We start from the raw sequence: 16,448 nt of genomic DNA, 5'->3' as shown, positions 1-16,448 counted from the left end.
TAATGACTGAGATCATGCCCTTGTCAATCGTCCTTGCCTTCTTACCACCATTAGCCACGGTAAAAGTCACTTTTGCTGACCGTCGGTTCCGATTCTGGGCACCGCAGGAACAGAGCACAATCATGACCCGCGAACGACTACCTTCGTGACGCCCTGGATCGGTAATCAGCCGCTCTCATACCAGCGCATAAAAAACTGAATTGGGCCTGGCCTGGGAACATCAGTAAGGTGACACTAATGACTAGGGGACTGTTACTTCCGACCGATGAAGGCGCAACCATGACCGTTTCCTCCAACACCACCTTTGTGGTTAACCGCAACAACCTCCATGAACACACCATTCTGGAGCGGGACCCCATTCATCCTGAGGATCTGGCCGACGGCGACGTTTTGCTGGCCGTTGACCGGTTTTCCTTCACCGCGAACAACATCACCTATGCCGCACTGGGCGATGCTTTCCATTACTGGGACTTCTTTCCGGTTGAACAGCCCTGGGGCCAGATCCCGGTGTGGGGCTTTGCGGATGTAACCGCATCAAAGCACCCAGAGGTGACGGAGGGCACCCGAGTCTATGGTTACCTGCCCATGGCGCGTCAGCTGCGGGTTCAACCGGGGCGACTCAGCAAAAGCGGTTTTACCGATGTCGCGCCCCACCGCGAGAACCTGGCTGCCATCTACAATCAGTACGTGTTCACCGCCAACGACCCTGCCTACCGGCCGGAACACGAAGCCTTCCAGATGCTGCTGCGCCCGCTGCTGGTCACCTCTTTCCTGCTGGACGATTTCATCGCCCAGCAGGATTGTTTTGGCGCGGACCAGATCATCCTTACCAGCGCCTCAAGCAAGACCGCCCTGGGGCTGGCCTTCATGCTCAACCATCAGCGTGAAAGCCGCGGCCAGCCGAAGGTGCTGACCGCCCTGACCTCATCCGGCAATGTCGAGTTTGTGCGTGGGCTGGGTTACTACGACCGGGTGATCAGCTATGACGAGTTGGAGACGCTGGATGCGAGCGAAGCGAGCGTGTCCGTGGATTTCGCCGGCAACGGCCAGGTACTTCAACGGCTGCACGAGCACTTCGGGGACCAGCTTCAGTTCAGTTCACTGGTGGGCGCCTCCCACTGGGACCAGCGGGGCGGCGGAAAAGGCCTGCCCGGCCCCAAGCCGGAGCTTTTCTTCGCGCCGAAATACTGGGAACAGGCTGCCGAAGCATACGGCACCGCCGCGCTCATGCAGCGGTTTGCAGACCTCTGGGCACCGCTTGTAGCCTCCATGGAAGGCTGGATGACGATCAGCGAGGTCCGCGGCGCAGAGGCCGTGGCGGAGGCCTACGAGGATACGCTGGCGGGGCGGGTCAGCCCCGGGAAGGGATTGATCCTGACGCTGGCGCGCTAGCGCGCCGGCTTAAATCGCCCTGACCCGGAATGAGCGACCTTTCAGTTTGCCGTCACGCAGTTTCTGCAGGGCGGACTTGGCCGCCTCGCGTGCCACGGCCACATAGGCCCAGTTCTCGGCGAGATCGATCCTGCCGACCTGGTTACCCGCAATTCCGTTTTCCCCGGTCAGGGCCCCGAGCACATCGCCAGGGCGGACCTTCTGCTTCCGGCCGCCATCGATCTGCAGCGTCACCATCGGTGCCTTGTAGGCGCGCTCCTCAAGCCGTTCAGACGGCGGCAGTGACTCGGGCTCAATGCTCAGGTTCAGGTCGGCCTCCAGCCGGACCACCTTATGGCTCTCTTTCTCCGTATACAGTGTGTAGGCGCTGCCCTGCTCCCCGGCACGGCCCGTGCGGCCGATGCGGTGCGTATGGGCGTCGCTGTCACGGGCGATGTGGTAGTTGAACACCGCGTCGAGCGCGTCAATGTCCAGCCCCCGGGCGGCCACGTCCGTGGCCACCAGGATCGAGGCGCTCTGGTTCGCAAAGCGCACCAGGGTCTGGTCGCGCTCCTTCTGGTCCAGATCCCCGTGCAGGGCCAGTGCATCAAAGCCGTGCCGGCAGAGCTCATCCGCCAGATCCCGGGTATCGCGCTTGGTATTGCAGAAGACCACGGCGGAGGCCGGCCGGAGCTGCAGCAGGAGCAGGCGCAACGCGGTCATGCGTTGCTGCTCATCCTGAAGGCGGATGAAGTGCTGGCGGATACTGCTGTCGTCGTGGCTTTCCTCCACCTGGACGCGAACCGGGTTGTGCATGTGGCGTTCCGCAACGGTCTGGATCGCATCGGGGAAAGTGGCGCTGAACAGCAGGTTCTGGCGCTTGCCCGGAACACTCCCGAAAACCGCCTCAAGGGCGGACTCGAAACCCATGTCGAACATCCGGTCCGCTTCATCCAGCACCAGGGTTTCCAGCCGGCGCAGATCGAGGGTGCGTTTGCGCAGGTGATCCTCAATCCGCCCCGGCGTGCCCACGATGATGTGGGCGCCGTGTTCGAGTGAACCGATCTGAGGCCCAATGGGCGTACCGCCGCACAGGGTCAGCACCTTCACGTTGGCCGTCGCCCGGGCAAGCCGGCGGATCTCCCGCGCGACCTGATCCGCCAGCTCCCGCGTGGGGCAAAGCACCAGGGCCTGAACCTGAAAGCGTTCGGGATCGAGCCGGTTCAAAAGCCCCAGACCAAAAGCCGCAGTCTTGCCCGAACCGGTCCTGCCCTGCCCGATGACGTCCTGCCCCGCCAGAATGGGCGGCAGGCTCTGAGACTGGATCGGCGTCATGTTCTCGTAGCCCAGCGACGACAGGCTCTCAAGCAGCGCCGGCTGCAGCCCCAGGGTGGAAAAAGACATCTGGCTCAACGTAGGAGGTTCCTTGGCTCATGGGATGGTGGCGCAGGATAAAGCAGATATCAGGGGCGGGACAGGTTTTCCTGCTCCACCAGTGCCATACCAATGGCCAGCCCGCGGGCATACCAGAGCCGCGCCAGGAACCTCAACCAGCCAGAGGCCGGGGTGTTGGCGACGGCCAAAGAAGACCCCCCATTACCGACTCGGAGGCGCCATGAACTCCGGCCCAACGGGATCATCGATGCAACGGGCCAGAATCTCATCGATGGCAGTCATCGCTTCCTTATCCAGCGACCAGCCTTCGATCTCACTGACCGGATCCAGCTGCTCCGGCCTCCTTGCGCCCCAGAGCGCCGTCGTCACACCGGGCTGATCCACCAGCCAGCGAAGCGCCAGCGCGAGGACGTCTTTCTGGTACCGCTCCCGAGCGAACCGATCCAGCTCCGCCACGGCGTTCAGGTACTGGCGATAACGTTGGCCCTGGAACTTCGGGTCGTTATTGCGCAGGTCGTCACCGTTGAACTGGGTATCCTCCCGCATCTTGCCCGTCAGCAGGCCCCGGCACAGGGCGCCGTAGGTGATGGTCGCGATGCCGTTCTCCCGGCAGTAAGGAAGGACCTCCTGCTCGATGTCCCGCTCAAACAGATTATAGGGCGGCTGCAGCGCGTGCAGGGGCACCGTCTTCTGCAGCTCGTCCATCTGCGCCGGGGTGAAATTGCTGACACCAATGGCGCGGATTTTCCCCGCCTGATAGAGCTTTTCCAGCGCCCGGGCGGTCTCCTCCATGGGCGTCTCCGGATCCGGCCAATGGACTTGGTAAATGTCGATCCGGTCCGTCTGGAGGCGCCGCAGGGCATCCTCCACTTCCCGCTCAATGCGCGACGCACTCGCATCCCGCCAGATCTGGTCGTGATCATCGTTCCAGTTCAGGGCCACTTTCGTGGCCAGCGCCACCTGATCCCTACGACCGTCAGCCAGCGCCTTGCCCACGATCTCCTCGGAACGCCCAAAGCCGTAGACCGGCGCCGTATCAACCAGACCAATGCCCTTATCAATGGCCCTGTGGATGGTATCAATGGACTGGGCTTCGTCCGTTCCACCCCACATCCAGCCACCAATGGCCCAGGTCCCAAGCCCGACGGGCGTCACCTGAATGTCTGTGTTGCCGAATGTCCGCGTCTCCATTCGTCCTCCTGTTGTCTTGGGAATCAGTTGGCGCAGAGGCCGCTCTGTGTATGCGTCGTACTGGAGACATGCGTGGGAGGGCTGGGGAATTCAACCCCGGCTTCAATAACGCAAATTGACAGCACAAATGTGACCCAACTAGTATCACCCCTGAAATGGATTCCACCACGTCTAAAGGAAGGACGCGATGAACTCTCAACCCCCTGCCGAACTCGCAGAATATCAATTCAACATCCGGTAATTTCATCCCAACAAGACCTTTGGTTGGTCCGGCCTTTTCTTTGAGGGCGATAACCGACGTTTTTCCCTGAAGCCCAGCGGCACGCCCTCAGTCACATCGCGTATCTGGCAGCGATTCACACTTCATACCAGCAGCAACGCCGTCAGTAACCTGGCCACCCGATCCGATCCATCCAAAGCGCCATGGCAAAACAATGACGTGGAGTAAAAGGACAAAAGAAGACGGCCGAAAGGCCAGGTGATAGCTGACGCCCGCAAGCTCCCATCCAAGATAAGACATTACGAGCTCCAGGGCCGCTATGGGGGAGAGAACCACGCCATGCCCGGATCCGGGGAGCTCAAAGAGTCTCTGGGTATCACCTACGTGCCAACGCTCAACGTTAACTACAAAATCCTGATCGACATTGATCGCGTTAACCGTCACATGGACATTGTCACCTACGTTCGGGGTGATGGCTTTCCCAATTGCGAGGCCTTTGTTGTCGGTCCCGGGGACAGTCGTGTTTTCCTTGGCGTTCACGTCCGCAAAGGCGCTGCTCCCCTCGCCTTGGCCGCAAATCTGGGGTATCCAATGATCGCATCCGCCATTCGGCTCCCCATTAACCTGGATGGAAGTTTCAGCGGAACGATTGGTGACGAATTGGCACGTCGCAGCGCCGGTAAACGTAAGCTCGAGTATCAAAGTATCTCGGAGTGGAACGCACGATTCCACTCAATCAGCCCGAACAGTGGCCGCTGTAAAGGCGTGGAGGATCCCTCTCACCTCCAAGAACTCCTTGAGATGGACTGTTAACTATGAATTCAACTACACGTTTAACTAGAAGATACCTTAAAGCCACGGCCTTCCTCGTCCTCTTCCTGATGGCTGGATGTTCTGAGGGACGAGAGCCAGAGCTATACTTAATACCGGAAGGTTATGTCGGCTCCTTCCATATTGTTTTCAATATACCCAGCGGCAAACCTCAGACTTACGAAAATAGGGCACGGGTTTACGACATTCCAGAGGATGGTGTTCTGCTTATCCAGTCCAATTCAAATCCAGGGTCCATCAGTGGAGACAAGATCAACTTCTACTATGAGTCAGAGGACGGGAATCGCAGACAGATTAAGGGACGGTGGACTACAAGCCTGCATGATACGCCTGAAAACCGATCCGATGATCAGGTCTACATCTTTGGGGGTGGTATCGGGCTAATCGAGCCGGTGCGGCACTGCCAGATTTACACCTCGGATTACTATGTCGGCACAAAATCCCAAGCATTGGATAATGTCGGTCATTTCGACATCTACAGTGACCAGGGAATCGACAATCTACCGGATGAGATTTTCCTGGAAGCCTGCAACAACAAGTAGTTCTGAGGGTCTGCCCACGGACAGATTTGAGCGTAGCCCCCGGTCGGGTGTCAGCCAGAAAACCAACTAAAATACACACCAACGCAACCAGAAGTGTCAGGTAAACAGATCATCTCGGAGCGAACGCTACTCACTTGGATTATTGCCACAGTGGCGTTTTCAATCCCCCTCATGCTTGCTGGCAGTTTAGTCGTCCTGGGGGTATATGGCTGCTGGCCTGTAGGCGCATACCGTGGCGCCAGCGGCTGCTTGGGGCAAGTGCAGCCAACCTTCTTGCGTTTTCTGCCCGAATTTCTGGGAATAGTAGCTGGGACAGCCTGGACTTTCAGAAAAAGAAAAGCCGCATAATGGATTACGTGGCAGGGGCCGAAAAAGACTCAAGTTCCGGATGATCTCCATAACGCCAGGCGATGCTCGCACTCAGACTGAGGCAAACGCGCACCCCGCTCAAGCATTTCTTCAAGACCGGTAGCCAACGTGTCGCCGTTCGCCAGGTTGTGCTCATACAGCTCGTCCAGCAACCAAAGCGTACCCCGAACGTCCAGCTCTGCCTCAAATCCGGAATTGCGAACCGCCTTGTCTCCGGTGAGAAGGGTCCAGTTGCGGTTCCGTGCTGTCAGATAGCATGAAACATCCGGAATCGATGAATTCCCAAGGGCCGCTCGAAGGTCAAAGAGTTCCAGGATCTCGTCCTGATCGAGCGGTTCAAGCAGGAGACCGAGATTGGTGAGACGCGTGCCGGGTGGCTGGCGCAGCTCTCTCCAGACAAACTCGGTGGTCACGAACTGATGCGGTAGCTGAAAAACGGTCTCCAGCAGTCCGCATCGGTGAAGATCAATCCAGATATTCGTATCGGAGACGAGAATCTTCCTTGGCATCCCTGCGCTCACTCGCTTACCGGTTGGAAATGATCCGCCCTATCTGATCGAGCGAAATATTAAGCAGTTCCGCCGCTCTTGATGGAGTGATCAAATCCTCCGCCAGGGCCCGGTAAACCAGCTGCTTCAACCTGTAGGAACGCTCGCTGGGGAGCGCATCCGGCTCGCCTCTTCGATATCCCCGGATCGACCAGTCTTTAGAAGTCGACTTGTATAATGACTCATTGATGATGCCGAGATCATAGAGTCGGCGCAGAGTGGCCTGCATTGAGATGCCCCACTCCTGCTTGGCAAGAAGAAACTCCTCACCCAAAACGCGGTGCCTGAAGGAACCAAAGGTTTCACGAACCTGCCTTGCCGGAAACAGGAAAACGCCAGCAAACCGGTGACACCAGTTTTCCTCCTGCCGAGTGCCTTCGATCTCTGGCGGAATCCTGAGGACCAAATGGCCGAGCTCGTGTGCAAGATTGAACCTCTGGCGCTCACCGTCACGATCAGTGTTACTCACAATGACGGCGTCAGCGCCATCATTGATCCAGGCGCAGAGGCCATCGAATTTCTCATGCGCCTCCAGCCCAACAACCTTGATGCCATGTTCCTCGAGAGTTTCAGTGAGATTTGCTATGGGATTAACACCAAGCTCCCATTGCCGCCGCAGTTGATCCGCAGCCTCGTCAACGTCATCTACGCTCTGAACGTCGAACACCGGTAGCTCCAGACGCTCCGAGTCCAACTCGACAATCTGTTCGGCAGCCAGATAGCGCTCCAGGTGCTCCCGTACCTGCTCCTTGATCGACTCCTGCTTTCCCTTGCCCAGAGCCGAATGCTTGCGGAAATCCACTTCCCCCAACTCAACTTGCTCTGACCGGAAAAAGTATTCAGGAGAAACCTCCAACGTATCCGCGAGCTGGATCAAGCGGGTCGAATTCGGTGTATCCTTTCCCTGCTCATACTTGGACAAAGCCTGCTTCGATAGATCTCCCAAGGCATCTGCAAGTTGCTGAAGTGACCAGCCCTTCAGCCGGCGTGCGCGGCGAAGACGATCATGCAGCATTGCTTCCTCCTTAGTTGACGATAACTTATTAGTTGACAGCTTTGTTTCTATTTAATTTTTTGTCAACTAAAGAGCGGGAAGAGACTGTGGCGGGTGGTAGCGGCCTGATCCGGATTGCGCGAAGATGGCCCATGAATAGGGGTACGGTAAGGCGCAAATGGGAGAAGAGCCCGTTATGGACGAATCCGATCAGCAGGCACAGGGCCAAGCGGTCAAAAAAGGCTTCAGTGGCTGGCAGGTACTGGGGATCGTACTGCTCGCCATCGTTGTCACTGCCGGGGTCAGTTACTGGCTGTTGAGCCAGTATGTGTTCGTTGAAGCGTTCGAGCCCGTTGAGCTGAACACCTCCGAACAGCGAACACTCCAGAGCAAGCTGCAGGTCCTTGGCGTTGATGCGCAGGAACCCTCAAGCCCTGCAGCGGAGCCCGAACTCTACAGTGAGGAAGGCGCCAGCAGGGAGGTTCGCTTCAGTGAGCGTGAACTCAACGGGATGCTGGCGAACAACACGGATCTCGCCCGGAAGCTGGCGGTTGATCTGTCCCAGGACCTGCTCAGTGTCGTGCTGTTGGTGCCGCTTGAAGAGGGTTTTCCCGTGCTCGGCGGGCAAACCCTGCGGGTTCATGCCGGTGTGGAACTGGCCATTAACAACGACAGGCCCGTCGTCAGACTCAAGGGCGTCAGCGTCATGGGCGTGCCCCTTCCCAACGCGTGGCTGGGCAATCTTAAGAACGTTGACCTGGTCAACGAGTTCGCAGACGACCCGGGATTCTGGCGATCCTTTTCAGAGGGCGTCGACAGCGTGCATGTTGAGGACGGTCAACTGGTTTTGAAGCTCAGGGAATAAGGTTCCCTGTTCCAGAGGAGACTGGCCATGGGTCGACGCCACAGCCTGGTGCTTGCCGCCTGCCTGCTGCCCATGGTTGCACAGGCCGAGGTGGAGCTGACCCCGTTTGCCGGATACCGGCTGGGCGGGTACTTTGAAGTCCGCACTGCCGGCGCCAGCACCACGGAGGATCTGACCCTCGACGACTCACGCAGCCTGGGCCTGATCCTGAACGCGGATCTGGCGGAACCGGGCAAACAGCTGGAACTCTACCTCGCCCGCCAGGAAACCCGGGTCCGCTCCTCCGAGCCCCTTTTCACCCCGCCGGCTACTGCCCTGGATGTGGTGATCTACCAGTTCCAGCTCGGGGGCCTGTATTTCCCCGAAGGCGGGACGACCGGCCCATTTGTTTCCGGCGTGGCGGGCCTGACCCGGCTGGAGCCCAAACAGGATGGCCTCAGAGACCATAATCGAGCATCCATCTCCCTGGGCGGCGGCTACAAGCTGCCACTGAACCAGAACCTGCTGATGCGATTTGATCTGCGAGGCATCTACACGGTCCTCGACAGCGGCGGCGCGGTGTTCTGCTCCGGTGGATGTACGGCGGTCTTTGATAGCAGTGGCTTTATTCAGGTGGAAGCGAGCGCCGGGCTAACGTTGCGCTTCTAGTCGACCGTCGGCCTCCAAACATGCGGCAAAAACCGAAACCCATCCCCGTCCTCGGCCACAGTCCCGATCCCCGGAAAATCCAGATGATGCCCGGCGACCAGTTCCCGGGATTCGGCCAGTTCGGTCATGATGCGGCGGCGGGTGGTGGCGGCCTGGGGTGGGTCGACGTCGAAGGCGACCGTGGCCTCGGGGCGCGGGAACTGGATGCCGGGGAGGTGGACGATGTCCGTCCAGATCAGGATCCGGTCCTCGCCGGAGACGATGCGGTAGCCGGAATGGTCCGGCGTATGGCCCGGTAGCGGCACGCGGGTGATGCCCGGCAGGACCTCGGTGCCTTCCAGGCGCTGGATGCGCGAGCCGACGGCAGCGATGACGCGGTGCGCGGCCTGGAATTGTTTTGTCAGGACCTCGGGCGCGCCCTCCGGGATGTCGCCGCGCCAGTAGTCAAGTTCGCCGGACGGAACCAGCACCCTCGCCTTCGGGAAGACCGGCTGATCGTCGGCATCGATCAACCCGCCGATATGATCGGGATGCATGTGGGTGATGAGGACCGTGTCGATGGCGCTGGCGTCGAGGCCGATGGCGTTGAGGTTGGCCATCAGACCGGCACCGCCCTCGCCGGCGAAGGCGCCGATGCCGGTGTCGATCAGGATGCGGTGATCGCCGGTATCCAACAGAAAGGCGTTCAGGGTGATGCGCGGCGGCGTGGGCCGGCGGTTTTCGGCGTGCAGGCGCCTGGCCTCTTCTTCAGCGATCGACTGGACCAGGCCGAAACTGGCTTCCATCTGGGCATCGAGCAGGGTTGTTAGGACGAAATTTCCGATGCGGAGTTGGTGGGCATTGGTGGGTTTGTGTTGGGGCATAGCGTTTTGTCAGTTCCTCGATCTCGATTCAGCCATCCTGAAAGCTCGGCCTACCATCTGCAACACGCCGACGTAACCGCGCCCTTCAAATTGACGCAGGAATGCGGCCCAGTATGATTGCCCCAATCAACACGGTTTTTGCATCAGCGATCTCAAAGGAATGAACTCCCGTGAAATGGAAAACGCCCTCCATTACTTGCCTTTCCGTACTTCTGTTTCTTGTCCTGCAAGGGTGCTCTGACACCACCAACAGAATCCCGGTCAGCATCTGGCAACACTCAATCACCCTGCCCGAAGCCGAAATCAAACAGCTGGGCGTTATCCAGGACAGCCTCTCAGTCCGCTTCAAGGATGACTCCAGAATCACGCTCTCCGTGATCGACTACCAGGAATCCTCCTTTCCGCAGGATCTTACCCCTTCCGAGTTCGTCAAAGCCGTCTATGGCGAAGAGGAACCGGAGAACCCCGACTTCGTCCCGGCGCGCAAGAGCATGCTGGAAGACGCGGAGGAGCACGAGGTAATTGAAATTCAGGAAGGCATAAACGGCTACCTGTTCCGCTCGGATGCCAGGAACACCGCCTACATTGCCGACGAACAGAGTGAGCGCTTCTTCATGATGGTGGAAGCCACGGACCGCTCGTTCGACACCGTTATTGATTCCATCACAAGGAGGTAAACCATGTCTGAGCAAGTCGAGATCAAGGACAGAGATCGCACCTACGTCCGTAAAGTTATCGGTGCTTTCATCAACGAGGGTATGGCCGCGCGCATTTCACCCATTAACGAAGAAGTAGTCCGAGTGGTTGGTAAGATGGTTGCCGAATCCAAGGACTGTTCGGAATGGATGGACTACGTCCCCAAGCCGGTCGCCCCCTGTTGGCGCCAGACCTGGCATCAAATGGTCACTCAAGCAGATCCGGAAACTTGGCAAAGCGCTCGTTAGAAGCGACGAAAAACACAAATTCACCTGTAGCAGTGTTTCTGCGTTGAAGTTTCGGACTCGCCTTGAGGAAGCACAGCACGGAATGCTCTGAAACCGCATCTTTCAGCATTTCGAGCCCAGCGGGAGTAATCAAACCTGATGCCGAGCAAAAGAATCATTTTAGAAGAGACAGTTCTTATTTGGATCGTCTCAACAGTTATGATTTCAATTCCCATCATGGTCGTTTTCGCAATGTTCGTAGAGGTGATATACGGCTGTTGGCCGATCGGAGGCTACAGAGGTACAGCAAGCAGCTGCCTCACACAGATTCAGCCACCTCCTTTAAGGTTCCTTCCAATGGCACTGGGAATTCTTACGGGCACCATTCTGACTATCAAGATCAGAAGAGCGAACTGAAACGGGGTCAGGATGGTGAGAGGGCCCCCTGCAGGAGCTTAGGCGCGCCCTACGGGATTTCGCCGCGCCAGTAGTCGAGTTCGCCGGACGGAACCAGCACCCTCGCCTTCGGGAAGACTGGATGATCGTCGGCATCGATCAACCCGCCGATATGGTCGGGATGCATGTGGGTGATAAGGACCGTGTCGATGGCGCTGGCGTCGAGATCGAAAGAGACGCGAACTTATAATGGGTACAGATGGAAGCCTGCACCCTATCATCAGTTCTTCAACAGCTCATTCTCCTTGAGGGCTGCCATCAAATCGAAGGGTGCACTGCCAACTTCATCCTCGACATAGTTGCGCAGCTGCTCCGGCAACGCCTCATATCGCTGGCGGTAACGAAGTTGCTCAACAGAAGGATAGATCAACCCTTCACGAACCTGTCGGGGGTTCTCCCCTTCTTCATCAAGGCCACCACGCACCATTTCAAGCATACCGAGGTCGAACGCAACTTTTTCCCTGGCTTCTCGCTCGCATTCGAAGCGATTCTGGAAGTGCAGATGTCCCAGTGCCGTCAGGAGCTGATCGCGCTCAGCCCCGAGGTCAGCCAACGTTTCCTCCTCGAGCTCAGGCACCTCGCCTGAAGAAATCTTCTGTTCACAGGTTTCAATACGCTGACGCAGCGCTGCTGTTGAGGAAGCCAGGTCTTTGGAAAGCATGCCCACCAGCTCTTTCTCCTTGGGGGCACTTCCACTTTCCGCAGAGCATGCGAGCGGGAGCAGGCAGATTAAAAACCCAAGGATGTACTTATCGAATTTCGCAGCCATTTCGCATGTTTCTCCAGAATTGCATGTGCTTATGATCCCTATTCCCTGGCATCTGATAATGCAGGAACATCATATTAATCTCTTTCTTCATCGATTGACGCACGATCGTCGGAATAGAGGCCATGGCCTCCGCATAGAGGTTCCAGTCCGTTTGGGTAATATTGAATCCAGCCTGCGGTACCCGGCTTTTAGTGAAGATGCTATTAAAGATGCCAGAGGAGATCATTCCCCCAAGCTGCTTGCCCAGCTGCGGCTTTTTGCGAATTCGCTCAAGCGCTGCCCGGCTCTTGTCGTCCAGTTTTAGTCCTTCAATGGGCTGACACTGCGCCATAACTAAGCCACCCTCCGTGTGGGTTTCCAATCAAGCCTGCTCGCGCAGGACCATCAAACGCTCGCTTAGAACAAGATCTAGCATCGCTAGCTGCTTGTGTCAGACAAGAAGGCGCGGGGAAAGAGGGCAAGTTAGAAGGCGTGAAGCCAGTCGCAAAGCAGCCTGAAGTTGTTTCGCCGGTAGGCTACTCGTAGAGCGACGGCTTTCCTTGCTGTCTGTCCGTCCTTGTGATCCCGTCTTGATTCCTTAATCCCTGACGTTCAGCGGATTATCTAGACCCCCACATTTCATGTCAAATGCGCTGCCCTATAAACACCGAGCTCCCCACAAAAAGGAAACCTCAGCGTCACTTGACCAGGCGCCCCCAAACGTCACCCGCTAGAGCTGAAAAGCTTCCGTTTGTCTCAGTCGCTTTTGAGGTTTCTTTTAAACCCACGGCCTCCAAACATGCGGCAAAAACCGAAACCCATCCCCGTCCTCAGCCACATACCCGATCCCCGGAAAATCCAGATGGCGCCCGCCGACCAGTTCCCGGGATTCGGCCATGATGCGGCGGTGACACGGTGCGCGGCCTGGAATTGTTTTGTCAGGACCTCGGCCGCAACAAAATCAAACCATCCGAGCCAATACGCTATCCAAGCGCTCGATAGCAACCTGGCGTTTATCAGGATTCATCCGGTCCAGATTCAGCTGCTTCCAGAGGATGGCCGGCAAGTTTTGGGCCTCCGGATAAGCAAACTGATTCCAGTCCGGCGCTCCCCGCTTGAAATCAAGAAGAAAAGCTCGGTCGTCAGCTGTCATGAACCGATGAATTGAATGAATCAGTTCTTCCCGTGCCTGCTCCAGGGATTCCAGGCTGACCGGCAGCTCGGCCATACCCTGAAACTCTCCCCGAAAAAGCTCAGAGAAATCCTTCCGATTCGGTTCCAGAATCTCCGCCATTGGCCGGTTGCTGCTCATCAGCGCTACAAGAAATCCGTCGAAAATCTCCCTGGTTACCCCATCCCGTTCCATAAGCTGCAGAACATCGAACAGATCCCGCGGATGCTGTCGGTCCAATGCGGCACAGAACTTTCCTCCAAACAACTCCGAGCTGGAAATACACTGAATCGCAGCATAGCCGAATTGATCCTGCACCCTGGGCTGAGCCTCTCGAACGATGACGGGCCCAACCGCACCTCGTGCGACAGGGGATGACTCCATCTTGACCATTATCGGCCCCATCTTCACGATCACGCGAATCTCATCCCTGTCATGAAGCCGCCGCTCCACCCGACTCTGCGGAATCCGCCGCTCAATTTCTCCGGCCAGTCGCTCCATAATCTTGCGGCACCGATCCAGCGCTTCATCGCGCGCTTCCATACCGAGATAGGCCAGATCCAGATCAACAGAGAGACGGGGCATATCAAGCTCAAAGAGATTGATCGCCGTCCCACCCTTAAGCGCAAAGTCCTTTTCCCGGGCAACGATCGGTAACAGCTGAAAAAGCAGCTGCATCTGCTGTCGATATCGCTCATCAAACGCCATTGTTCAAACGCTCCGGCACCGTTATCAGAAACTCCCTGTCCAGTTTGCCGTCCGGATAAAGCTGCCGCTTCCCGCGCCCCAGGTCTATCGACCCCGAATCCAGGCGGTGGTACCACATATGGTCAAACTCCCTGGCCAGATAAAGGAACACCCGCTTGACCTGCACGGAACGACAGGCCTCAAGCGCCTTTTGAACTCTGGGAGGTCGGAGTGTGCCGAGGCCCTCAAAGGTCAACATAACCTTTTCCGAGAAAAGTTGGGTCTTCCGCAAACTGTAAAGCCATTCAAGCACCGCCCATTCCGGCGCCGACACCAGCAGGCTGTAATCCCGGCCGGCAGGGGTATGCGTCACCAAGTGCTCTCCGGACTCGCCCTCGAAAAGCCGGTAGTTGTGGTAACTCACCGAAGCGCCCCAGTCATGCTCAGAAAACCAACGAGGCAGGCTCTTACCCGGGCGCCCCCACATTTCCAGCTGAAAACGACCAAAGGACAGGAAATGCGCCCCAACAAACATTTCCAGAGCCGTCAGACCAGCGGGCCAATAAGCCAGTTGCCCATCAGCTCCCTTGGCCTGCAAACCAGCTACTGCCCCTTCCCAGTCCAGACGATCACCCGCGCGGGCATAGGCCCCGTGCCCGACCCGGACCAGCCAGCCACTCTTCAGCCATTTCCGAGCCTGGTCCGTAGTCACGCCCCGGGCCTGGAGCCAGTCCTGGGTTGCCACCATTCCCGCGGGCCAATGCGTGAGCACGCGGTTTATATTTGTCATTAAAGTCGGCCTTTTTGGACGCTTTCAGAGTCATTTATAAACCCACAAAAGTTTATTTTCAACTATGAAACCGGCCAAAAAGGCCGCTTTGAAAATTTATTCTAAACCGAAGGCTTCCAAACATGCGGCAAAAACCGAAACCCATCCCCGTCCTCGGCCACAGTCCCGATCCCCGGAAAATCCAGATGATGCCCGGCGACCAGTTCCCGGGATTCGGCCAGTTCGGTCATGATGCGGCGGCGGGTGGTGGCGGCCTGGGGTGGGTCGACGTCGAAGGCGACCGTGGCCTCGGGGCGCGGGAACTGGATGCCGGGGAGGTGGACGATGTCCGTCCAGATCAGGATCCGGTCCTCGCCGGAGACGAGGCGGTAGCCGGAATGGTCCGGCGAGTGGCCCGGTAGCGGCACGCGGGTGATGCCCGGCAGGACCTCGGTGCCGGCCAGGCGACGTATGCGCGAACCGACGGCGGCGATGACGCGGTGCGCGGCCTGGAACTGTTTTGTCAGGACCTCGGGCGCGCCCTCCGGAATGTCGCCGCGCCAGTATTCGAGTTCGCCGGACGGAACCAGCACCTTCGCCTCCGGGAAGACCGGCTGATCGTCGGCATCGATCAACCCGCCGACATGGTCGGGATGCATGTGGGTGATGAGGACCGTGTCGATAGCGCTGGCGTCGAGGCCGATGGCGTTGAGGTTGGCCATCAGACCGGCACCGCCCTCGCCGGCGAAGGCGCCGATGCCGGTGTCGATCAGGATGCGGTGATCGCCGGTATCCAGCAGAAAGGCATTAAGGGTGATGCGCGGTGGCGTGGGCCGGCGGTTTTCGGCGTGCAGGCGCCTGGCCTCTTCTTCAGGGATCGACTGGACCAGGCCGAAGCTGGCTTCCATCTGGGCATCGAGCAGGGTTGTGAGGACGAAATTGCCGGTGCGGAGTTGGTGGACGTTTGCGGCTTGGCCGTTGGGGCATAGGGTCTGACCGCCTCGTCTATTGCTGTAGCGCGTAGGCAAAACTCAAGTTAAAAGCATAATTAACAAATTCCACGAGAAATCATACATGGCGTGCAGCATCAATATACCTTTCCTTGGCAGGGTCCCCGTACATGGATGAGAATAAATAATTTTCGAACCAAACATGTTTCAAAAACGCCTGCTCGTTTCTTTCGATCAAATCTTTATCTTTTTCGTACAAAGACTTCGCGCACTCATAAACAACCGGCCAGTTATCGTAATCCAAGATATCCAAAAAGTAGGTCCCATTTCGCTCCAATACAGACTCCGTTCCTAAAAGCCCAGCAAGCGTACTCGACGTCTTATACATATTGATAATATTTTCATCAAAAACTATCCTTGGATAGATTGAAAGTTTGCTTTCAATTTCATAAGCCTTAGCAACAGCGTGACTATACGTGATCCGACCACTCTGAAAATGTTTAGAATAAGCCACACCGCCACGAATAAAAAGGTTTCTTTTTAAGAATGAAATGAAGACCTTTTTCAGAGTCTCAACGAACTCTGCGATCTTATCATGTGAATTACACGTCACTATTACCGTATCTGAAATAGCTTGGACACCAAAAACGGCTGTATTCTTGGATTCAAGTAATAACTGCAGCACCACCCGTATCCAGTGCTCCTGAGTATTCACCCCAGAACACTTCCGCCGGTGTGCGATAACCGAGCCGTTTCCGGGGTCGGTTATTCAGTTGCTTTACGGTTGCTCGGAGCGCTTTCTCAGAGATCTTCCGGAAGTCCGTACCCTTCGGGAAGTACTGGCGCAGCAGTCCATTTGTATTCTCGTTTGTGCCCCGCTGGCTGGAGCGGTATGGGTCGCAGAAAT

General features: G+C 57.3%; 20 protein-coding genes. 7 read left to right on the top strand and 13 right to left on the bottom strand.

Annotation, left to right across the window (positions count from 1 at the left end; genetic code table 11):
* The first annotated feature begins 237 nt into the window (after nucleotides 1-237).
* Nucleotides 238-1,392, top strand: coding sequence for a DUF2855 family protein (locus AAF659_RS14790; RefSeq protein ID WP_349752555.1), 1,155 nt, complete (start codon nucleotides 238-240; stop codon nucleotides 1,390-1,392).
* A gap of 9 nt (nucleotides 1,393-1,401) precedes the next feature.
* On the opposite strand, the gene dbpA is transcribed toward AAF659_RS14790, so the two are convergent.
* Together dbpA and AAF659_RS14780 are read right to left on the bottom strand one after the other, a co-directional pair.
* Nucleotides 1,402-2,775: an ATP-dependent RNA helicase DbpA gene (gene dbpA, locus AAF659_RS14785; RefSeq protein ID WP_349752564.1), complete on the bottom strand. Its 1,374-nt coding sequence runs from the start codon at nucleotides 2,773-2,775 to the stop codon at nucleotides 1,402-1,404.
* Nucleotides 2,776-2,967: 192 nt separating this feature from the next.
* Nucleotides 2,968-3,957: an aldo/keto reductase gene (locus AAF659_RS14780; RefSeq protein WP_349752554.1), complete on the bottom strand. Its 990-nt coding sequence runs from the start codon at nucleotides 3,955-3,957 to the stop codon at nucleotides 2,968-2,970.
* A gap of 559 nt (nucleotides 3,958-4,516) precedes the next feature.
* Between AAF659_RS14780 and AAF659_RS14775 the strand changes: the two genes are divergently transcribed.
* Both AAF659_RS14775 and AAF659_RS14770 read left to right on the top strand, forming a co-directional pair.
* Entirely contained in the window at nucleotides 4,517-4,990 is a 474-nt protein-coding gene (locus AAF659_RS14775; protein ID WP_349752553.1) for a hypothetical protein, read from the top strand.
* Nucleotides 4,991-4,992: 2 nt separating this feature from the next.
* The gene (locus AAF659_RS14770; RefSeq protein ID WP_349752552.1) at nucleotides 4,993-5,550 is read left to right on the top strand and encodes a DUF6843 domain-containing protein; all 558 of its coding nucleotides are present in this window, start codon (nucleotides 4,993-4,995) and stop codon (nucleotides 5,548-5,550) included.
* A 377-nt stretch (nucleotides 5,551-5,927) separates the two neighbouring features.
* Here the strand turns inward: AAF659_RS14770 and AAF659_RS14765 are convergent, their stop codons facing one another.
* On the bottom strand, nucleotides 5,928-6,428 hold the full coding sequence (locus AAF659_RS14765) for a PIN domain-containing protein (protein WP_349752551.1): 501 nt from the start codon (nucleotides 6,426-6,428) through the stop codon (nucleotides 5,928-5,930).
* 16 nt (nucleotides 6,429-6,444) lie between these two features.
* The gene (locus AAF659_RS14760; protein ID WP_349752550.1) at nucleotides 6,445-7,482 is read right to left on the bottom strand and encodes a helix-turn-helix domain-containing protein; all 1,038 of its coding nucleotides are present in this window, start codon (nucleotides 7,480-7,482) and stop codon (nucleotides 6,445-6,447) included.
* A gap of 175 nt (nucleotides 7,483-7,657) precedes the next feature.
* Between AAF659_RS14760 and AAF659_RS14755 the strand changes: the two genes are divergently transcribed.
* Nucleotides 7,658-8,326, top strand: a complete 669-nt coding sequence (locus AAF659_RS14755; RefSeq protein WP_349752549.1) for a hypothetical protein — start codon at nucleotides 7,658-7,660, stop codon at nucleotides 8,324-8,326.
* A 27-nt stretch (nucleotides 8,327-8,353) separates the two neighbouring features.
* A complete protein-coding gene (locus AAF659_RS14750; RefSeq protein ID WP_349752548.1) occupies nucleotides 8,354-8,974 on the top strand; it encodes a hypothetical protein in 621 nt (206 codons plus the stop codon).
* Here AAF659_RS14750 and AAF659_RS14745 read toward each other — a convergent pair.
* Nucleotides 8,971-9,837: an MBL fold metallo-hydrolase gene (locus tag AAF659_RS14745; RefSeq protein ID WP_349752547.1), complete on the bottom strand. Its 867-nt coding sequence runs from the start codon at nucleotides 9,835-9,837 to the stop codon at nucleotides 8,971-8,973. The two genes, AAF659_RS14750 and AAF659_RS14745, sit on opposite strands and share 4 nt — an antisense overlap.
* 170 nt (nucleotides 9,838-10,007) lie before the next feature.
* Here AAF659_RS14745 and AAF659_RS14740 point away from each other — a divergent pair, with 170 nt between their 5' ends.
* On the top strand, nucleotides 10,008-10,514 hold the full coding sequence (locus AAF659_RS14740) for a hypothetical protein (RefSeq protein ID WP_349752546.1): 507 nt from the start codon (nucleotides 10,008-10,010) through the stop codon (nucleotides 10,512-10,514).
* 3 nt (nucleotides 10,515-10,517) lie between these two features.
* A complete protein-coding gene (locus AAF659_RS14735) occupies nucleotides 10,518-10,781 on the top strand; it encodes a hypothetical protein (protein ID WP_349752545.1) in 264 nt (87 codons plus the stop codon).
* Between the two features lie 445 nt (nucleotides 10,782-11,226).
* Here the strand turns inward: AAF659_RS14735 and AAF659_RS15170 are convergent, their stop codons facing one another.
* The 8 genes from AAF659_RS15170 to AAF659_RS14700 all read right to left on the bottom strand — a co-directional run.
* Nucleotides 11,227-11,343, bottom strand: coding sequence for a hypothetical protein (locus AAF659_RS15170; protein WP_502949224.1), 117 nt, complete (start codon nucleotides 11,341-11,343; stop codon nucleotides 11,227-11,229).
* A 93-nt stretch (nucleotides 11,344-11,436) separates the two neighbouring features.
* Nucleotides 11,437-11,985: a hypothetical protein gene (locus tag AAF659_RS14730; RefSeq protein WP_349752544.1), complete on the bottom strand. Its 549-nt coding sequence runs from the start codon at nucleotides 11,983-11,985 to the stop codon at nucleotides 11,437-11,439.
* The gene (locus tag AAF659_RS14725) at nucleotides 11,966-12,316 is read right to left on the bottom strand and encodes a hypothetical protein (protein ID WP_349752543.1); all 351 of its coding nucleotides are present in this window, start codon (nucleotides 12,314-12,316) and stop codon (nucleotides 11,966-11,968) included. The genes AAF659_RS14730 and AAF659_RS14725 overlap by 20 nt, the downstream gene beginning before the upstream one ends.
* Nucleotides 12,317-12,925: 609 nt before the next feature.
* Nucleotides 12,926-13,843, bottom strand: coding sequence for a nucleotidyl transferase AbiEii/AbiGii toxin family protein (locus AAF659_RS14720; protein ID WP_349752542.1), 918 nt, complete (start codon nucleotides 13,841-13,843; stop codon nucleotides 12,926-12,928).
* Nucleotides 13,833-14,612: a type IV toxin-antitoxin system AbiEi family antitoxin domain-containing protein gene (locus AAF659_RS14715; RefSeq protein WP_349752541.1), complete on the bottom strand. Its 780-nt coding sequence runs from the start codon at nucleotides 14,610-14,612 to the stop codon at nucleotides 13,833-13,835. The genes AAF659_RS14720 and AAF659_RS14715 overlap by 11 nt, the downstream gene beginning before the upstream one ends.
* 101 nt (nucleotides 14,613-14,713) lie before the next feature.
* Complete coding sequence (locus tag AAF659_RS14710; protein ID WP_349752540.1) at nucleotides 14,714-15,499, bottom strand: MBL fold metallo-hydrolase; 786 nt, start codon at nucleotides 15,497-15,499, stop codon at nucleotides 14,714-14,716.
* 160 nt (nucleotides 15,500-15,659) lie between these two features.
* Nucleotides 15,660-16,229, bottom strand: a complete 570-nt coding sequence (locus AAF659_RS14705; RefSeq protein WP_349752539.1) for a hypothetical protein — start codon at nucleotides 16,227-16,229, stop codon at nucleotides 15,660-15,662.
* Nucleotides 16,207-16,448, bottom strand: a 242-nt coding sequence (locus AAF659_RS14700; protein WP_349752538.1) for an IS30 family transposase, incomplete at its 5' end; no start/stop codon positions are given. The genes AAF659_RS14700 and AAF659_RS14705, both read right to left, overlap by 23 nt.

The sequence above is a fragment of the Salicola sp. Rm-C-2C1-2 genome (assembly GCF_040196175.1).
Taxonomy (GTDB): Bacteria; Pseudomonadota; Gammaproteobacteria; order Pseudomonadales; family Oleiphilaceae; genus Halospina.
Note: the sequence above shows the minus strand (reverse complement) of the source record. Positions and strands in the feature narration are given on the sequence as shown.

Bases quoted from the DNA above. Each gene is read 5' to 3' on its own strand.
- AAF659_RS14790 (WP_349752555.1), top strand. From the start codon at position 238: ATGACTAGGGGACTGTTACTTCCGACCGATGAAGGCGCAACCATGACC.
- dbpA (WP_349752564.1), bottom strand. From the start codon at position 2,775: ATGTCTTTTTCCACCCTGGGGCTGCAGCCGGCGCTGCTTGAGAGCCTG.
- AAF659_RS14780 (WP_349752554.1), bottom strand. From the start codon at position 3,957: ATGGAGACGCGGACATTCGGCAACACAGACATTCAGGTGACGCCCGTC.
- AAF659_RS14775 (WP_349752553.1), top strand. From the start codon at position 4,517: ATGCCCGGATCCGGGGAGCTCAAAGAGTCTCTGGGTATCACCTACGTG.
- AAF659_RS14770 (WP_349752552.1), top strand. From the start codon at position 4,993: ATGAATTCAACTACACGTTTAACTAGAAGATACCTTAAAGCCACGGCC.
- AAF659_RS14765 (WP_349752551.1), bottom strand. From the start codon at position 6,428: ATGCCAAGGAAGATTCTCGTCTCCGATACGAATATCTGGATTGATCTT.
- AAF659_RS14760 (WP_349752550.1), bottom strand. From the start codon at position 7,482: ATGCTGCATGATCGTCTTCGCCGCGCACGCCGGCTGAAGGGCTGGTCA.
- AAF659_RS14755 (WP_349752549.1), top strand. From the start codon at position 7,658: ATGGACGAATCCGATCAGCAGGCACAGGGCCAAGCGGTCAAAAAAGGC.
- AAF659_RS14750 (WP_349752548.1), top strand. From the start codon at position 8,354: ATGGGTCGACGCCACAGCCTGGTGCTTGCCGCCTGCCTGCTGCCCATG.
- AAF659_RS14745 (WP_349752547.1), bottom strand. From the start codon at position 9,837: ATGCCCCAACACAAACCCACCAATGCCCACCAACTCCGCATCGGAAAT.
- AAF659_RS14735 (WP_349752545.1), top strand. From the start codon at position 10,518: ATGTCTGAGCAAGTCGAGATCAAGGACAGAGATCGCACCTACGTCCGT.
- AAF659_RS15170 (WP_502949224.1), bottom strand. From the start codon at position 11,343: ATGCATCCCGACCATATCGGCGGGTTGATCGATGCCGACGATCATCCA.
- AAF659_RS14730 (WP_349752544.1), bottom strand. From the start codon at position 11,985: ATGGCTGCGAAATTCGATAAGTACATCCTTGGGTTTTTAATCTGCCTG.
- AAF659_RS14725 (WP_349752543.1), bottom strand. From the start codon at position 12,316: ATGGCGCAGTGTCAGCCCATTGAAGGACTAAAACTGGACGACAAGAGC.
- AAF659_RS14720 (WP_349752542.1), bottom strand. From the start codon at position 13,843: ATGGCGTTTGATGAGCGATATCGACAGCAGATGCAGCTGCTTTTTCAG.
- AAF659_RS14715 (WP_349752541.1), bottom strand. From the start codon at position 14,612: ATGACAAATATAAACCGCGTGCTCACGCATTGGCCCGCGGGAATGGTG.
- AAF659_RS14710 (WP_349752540.1), bottom strand. From the start codon at position 15,499: ATGGAAGCCAGCTTCGGCCTGGTCCAGTCGATCCCTGAAGAAGAGGCC.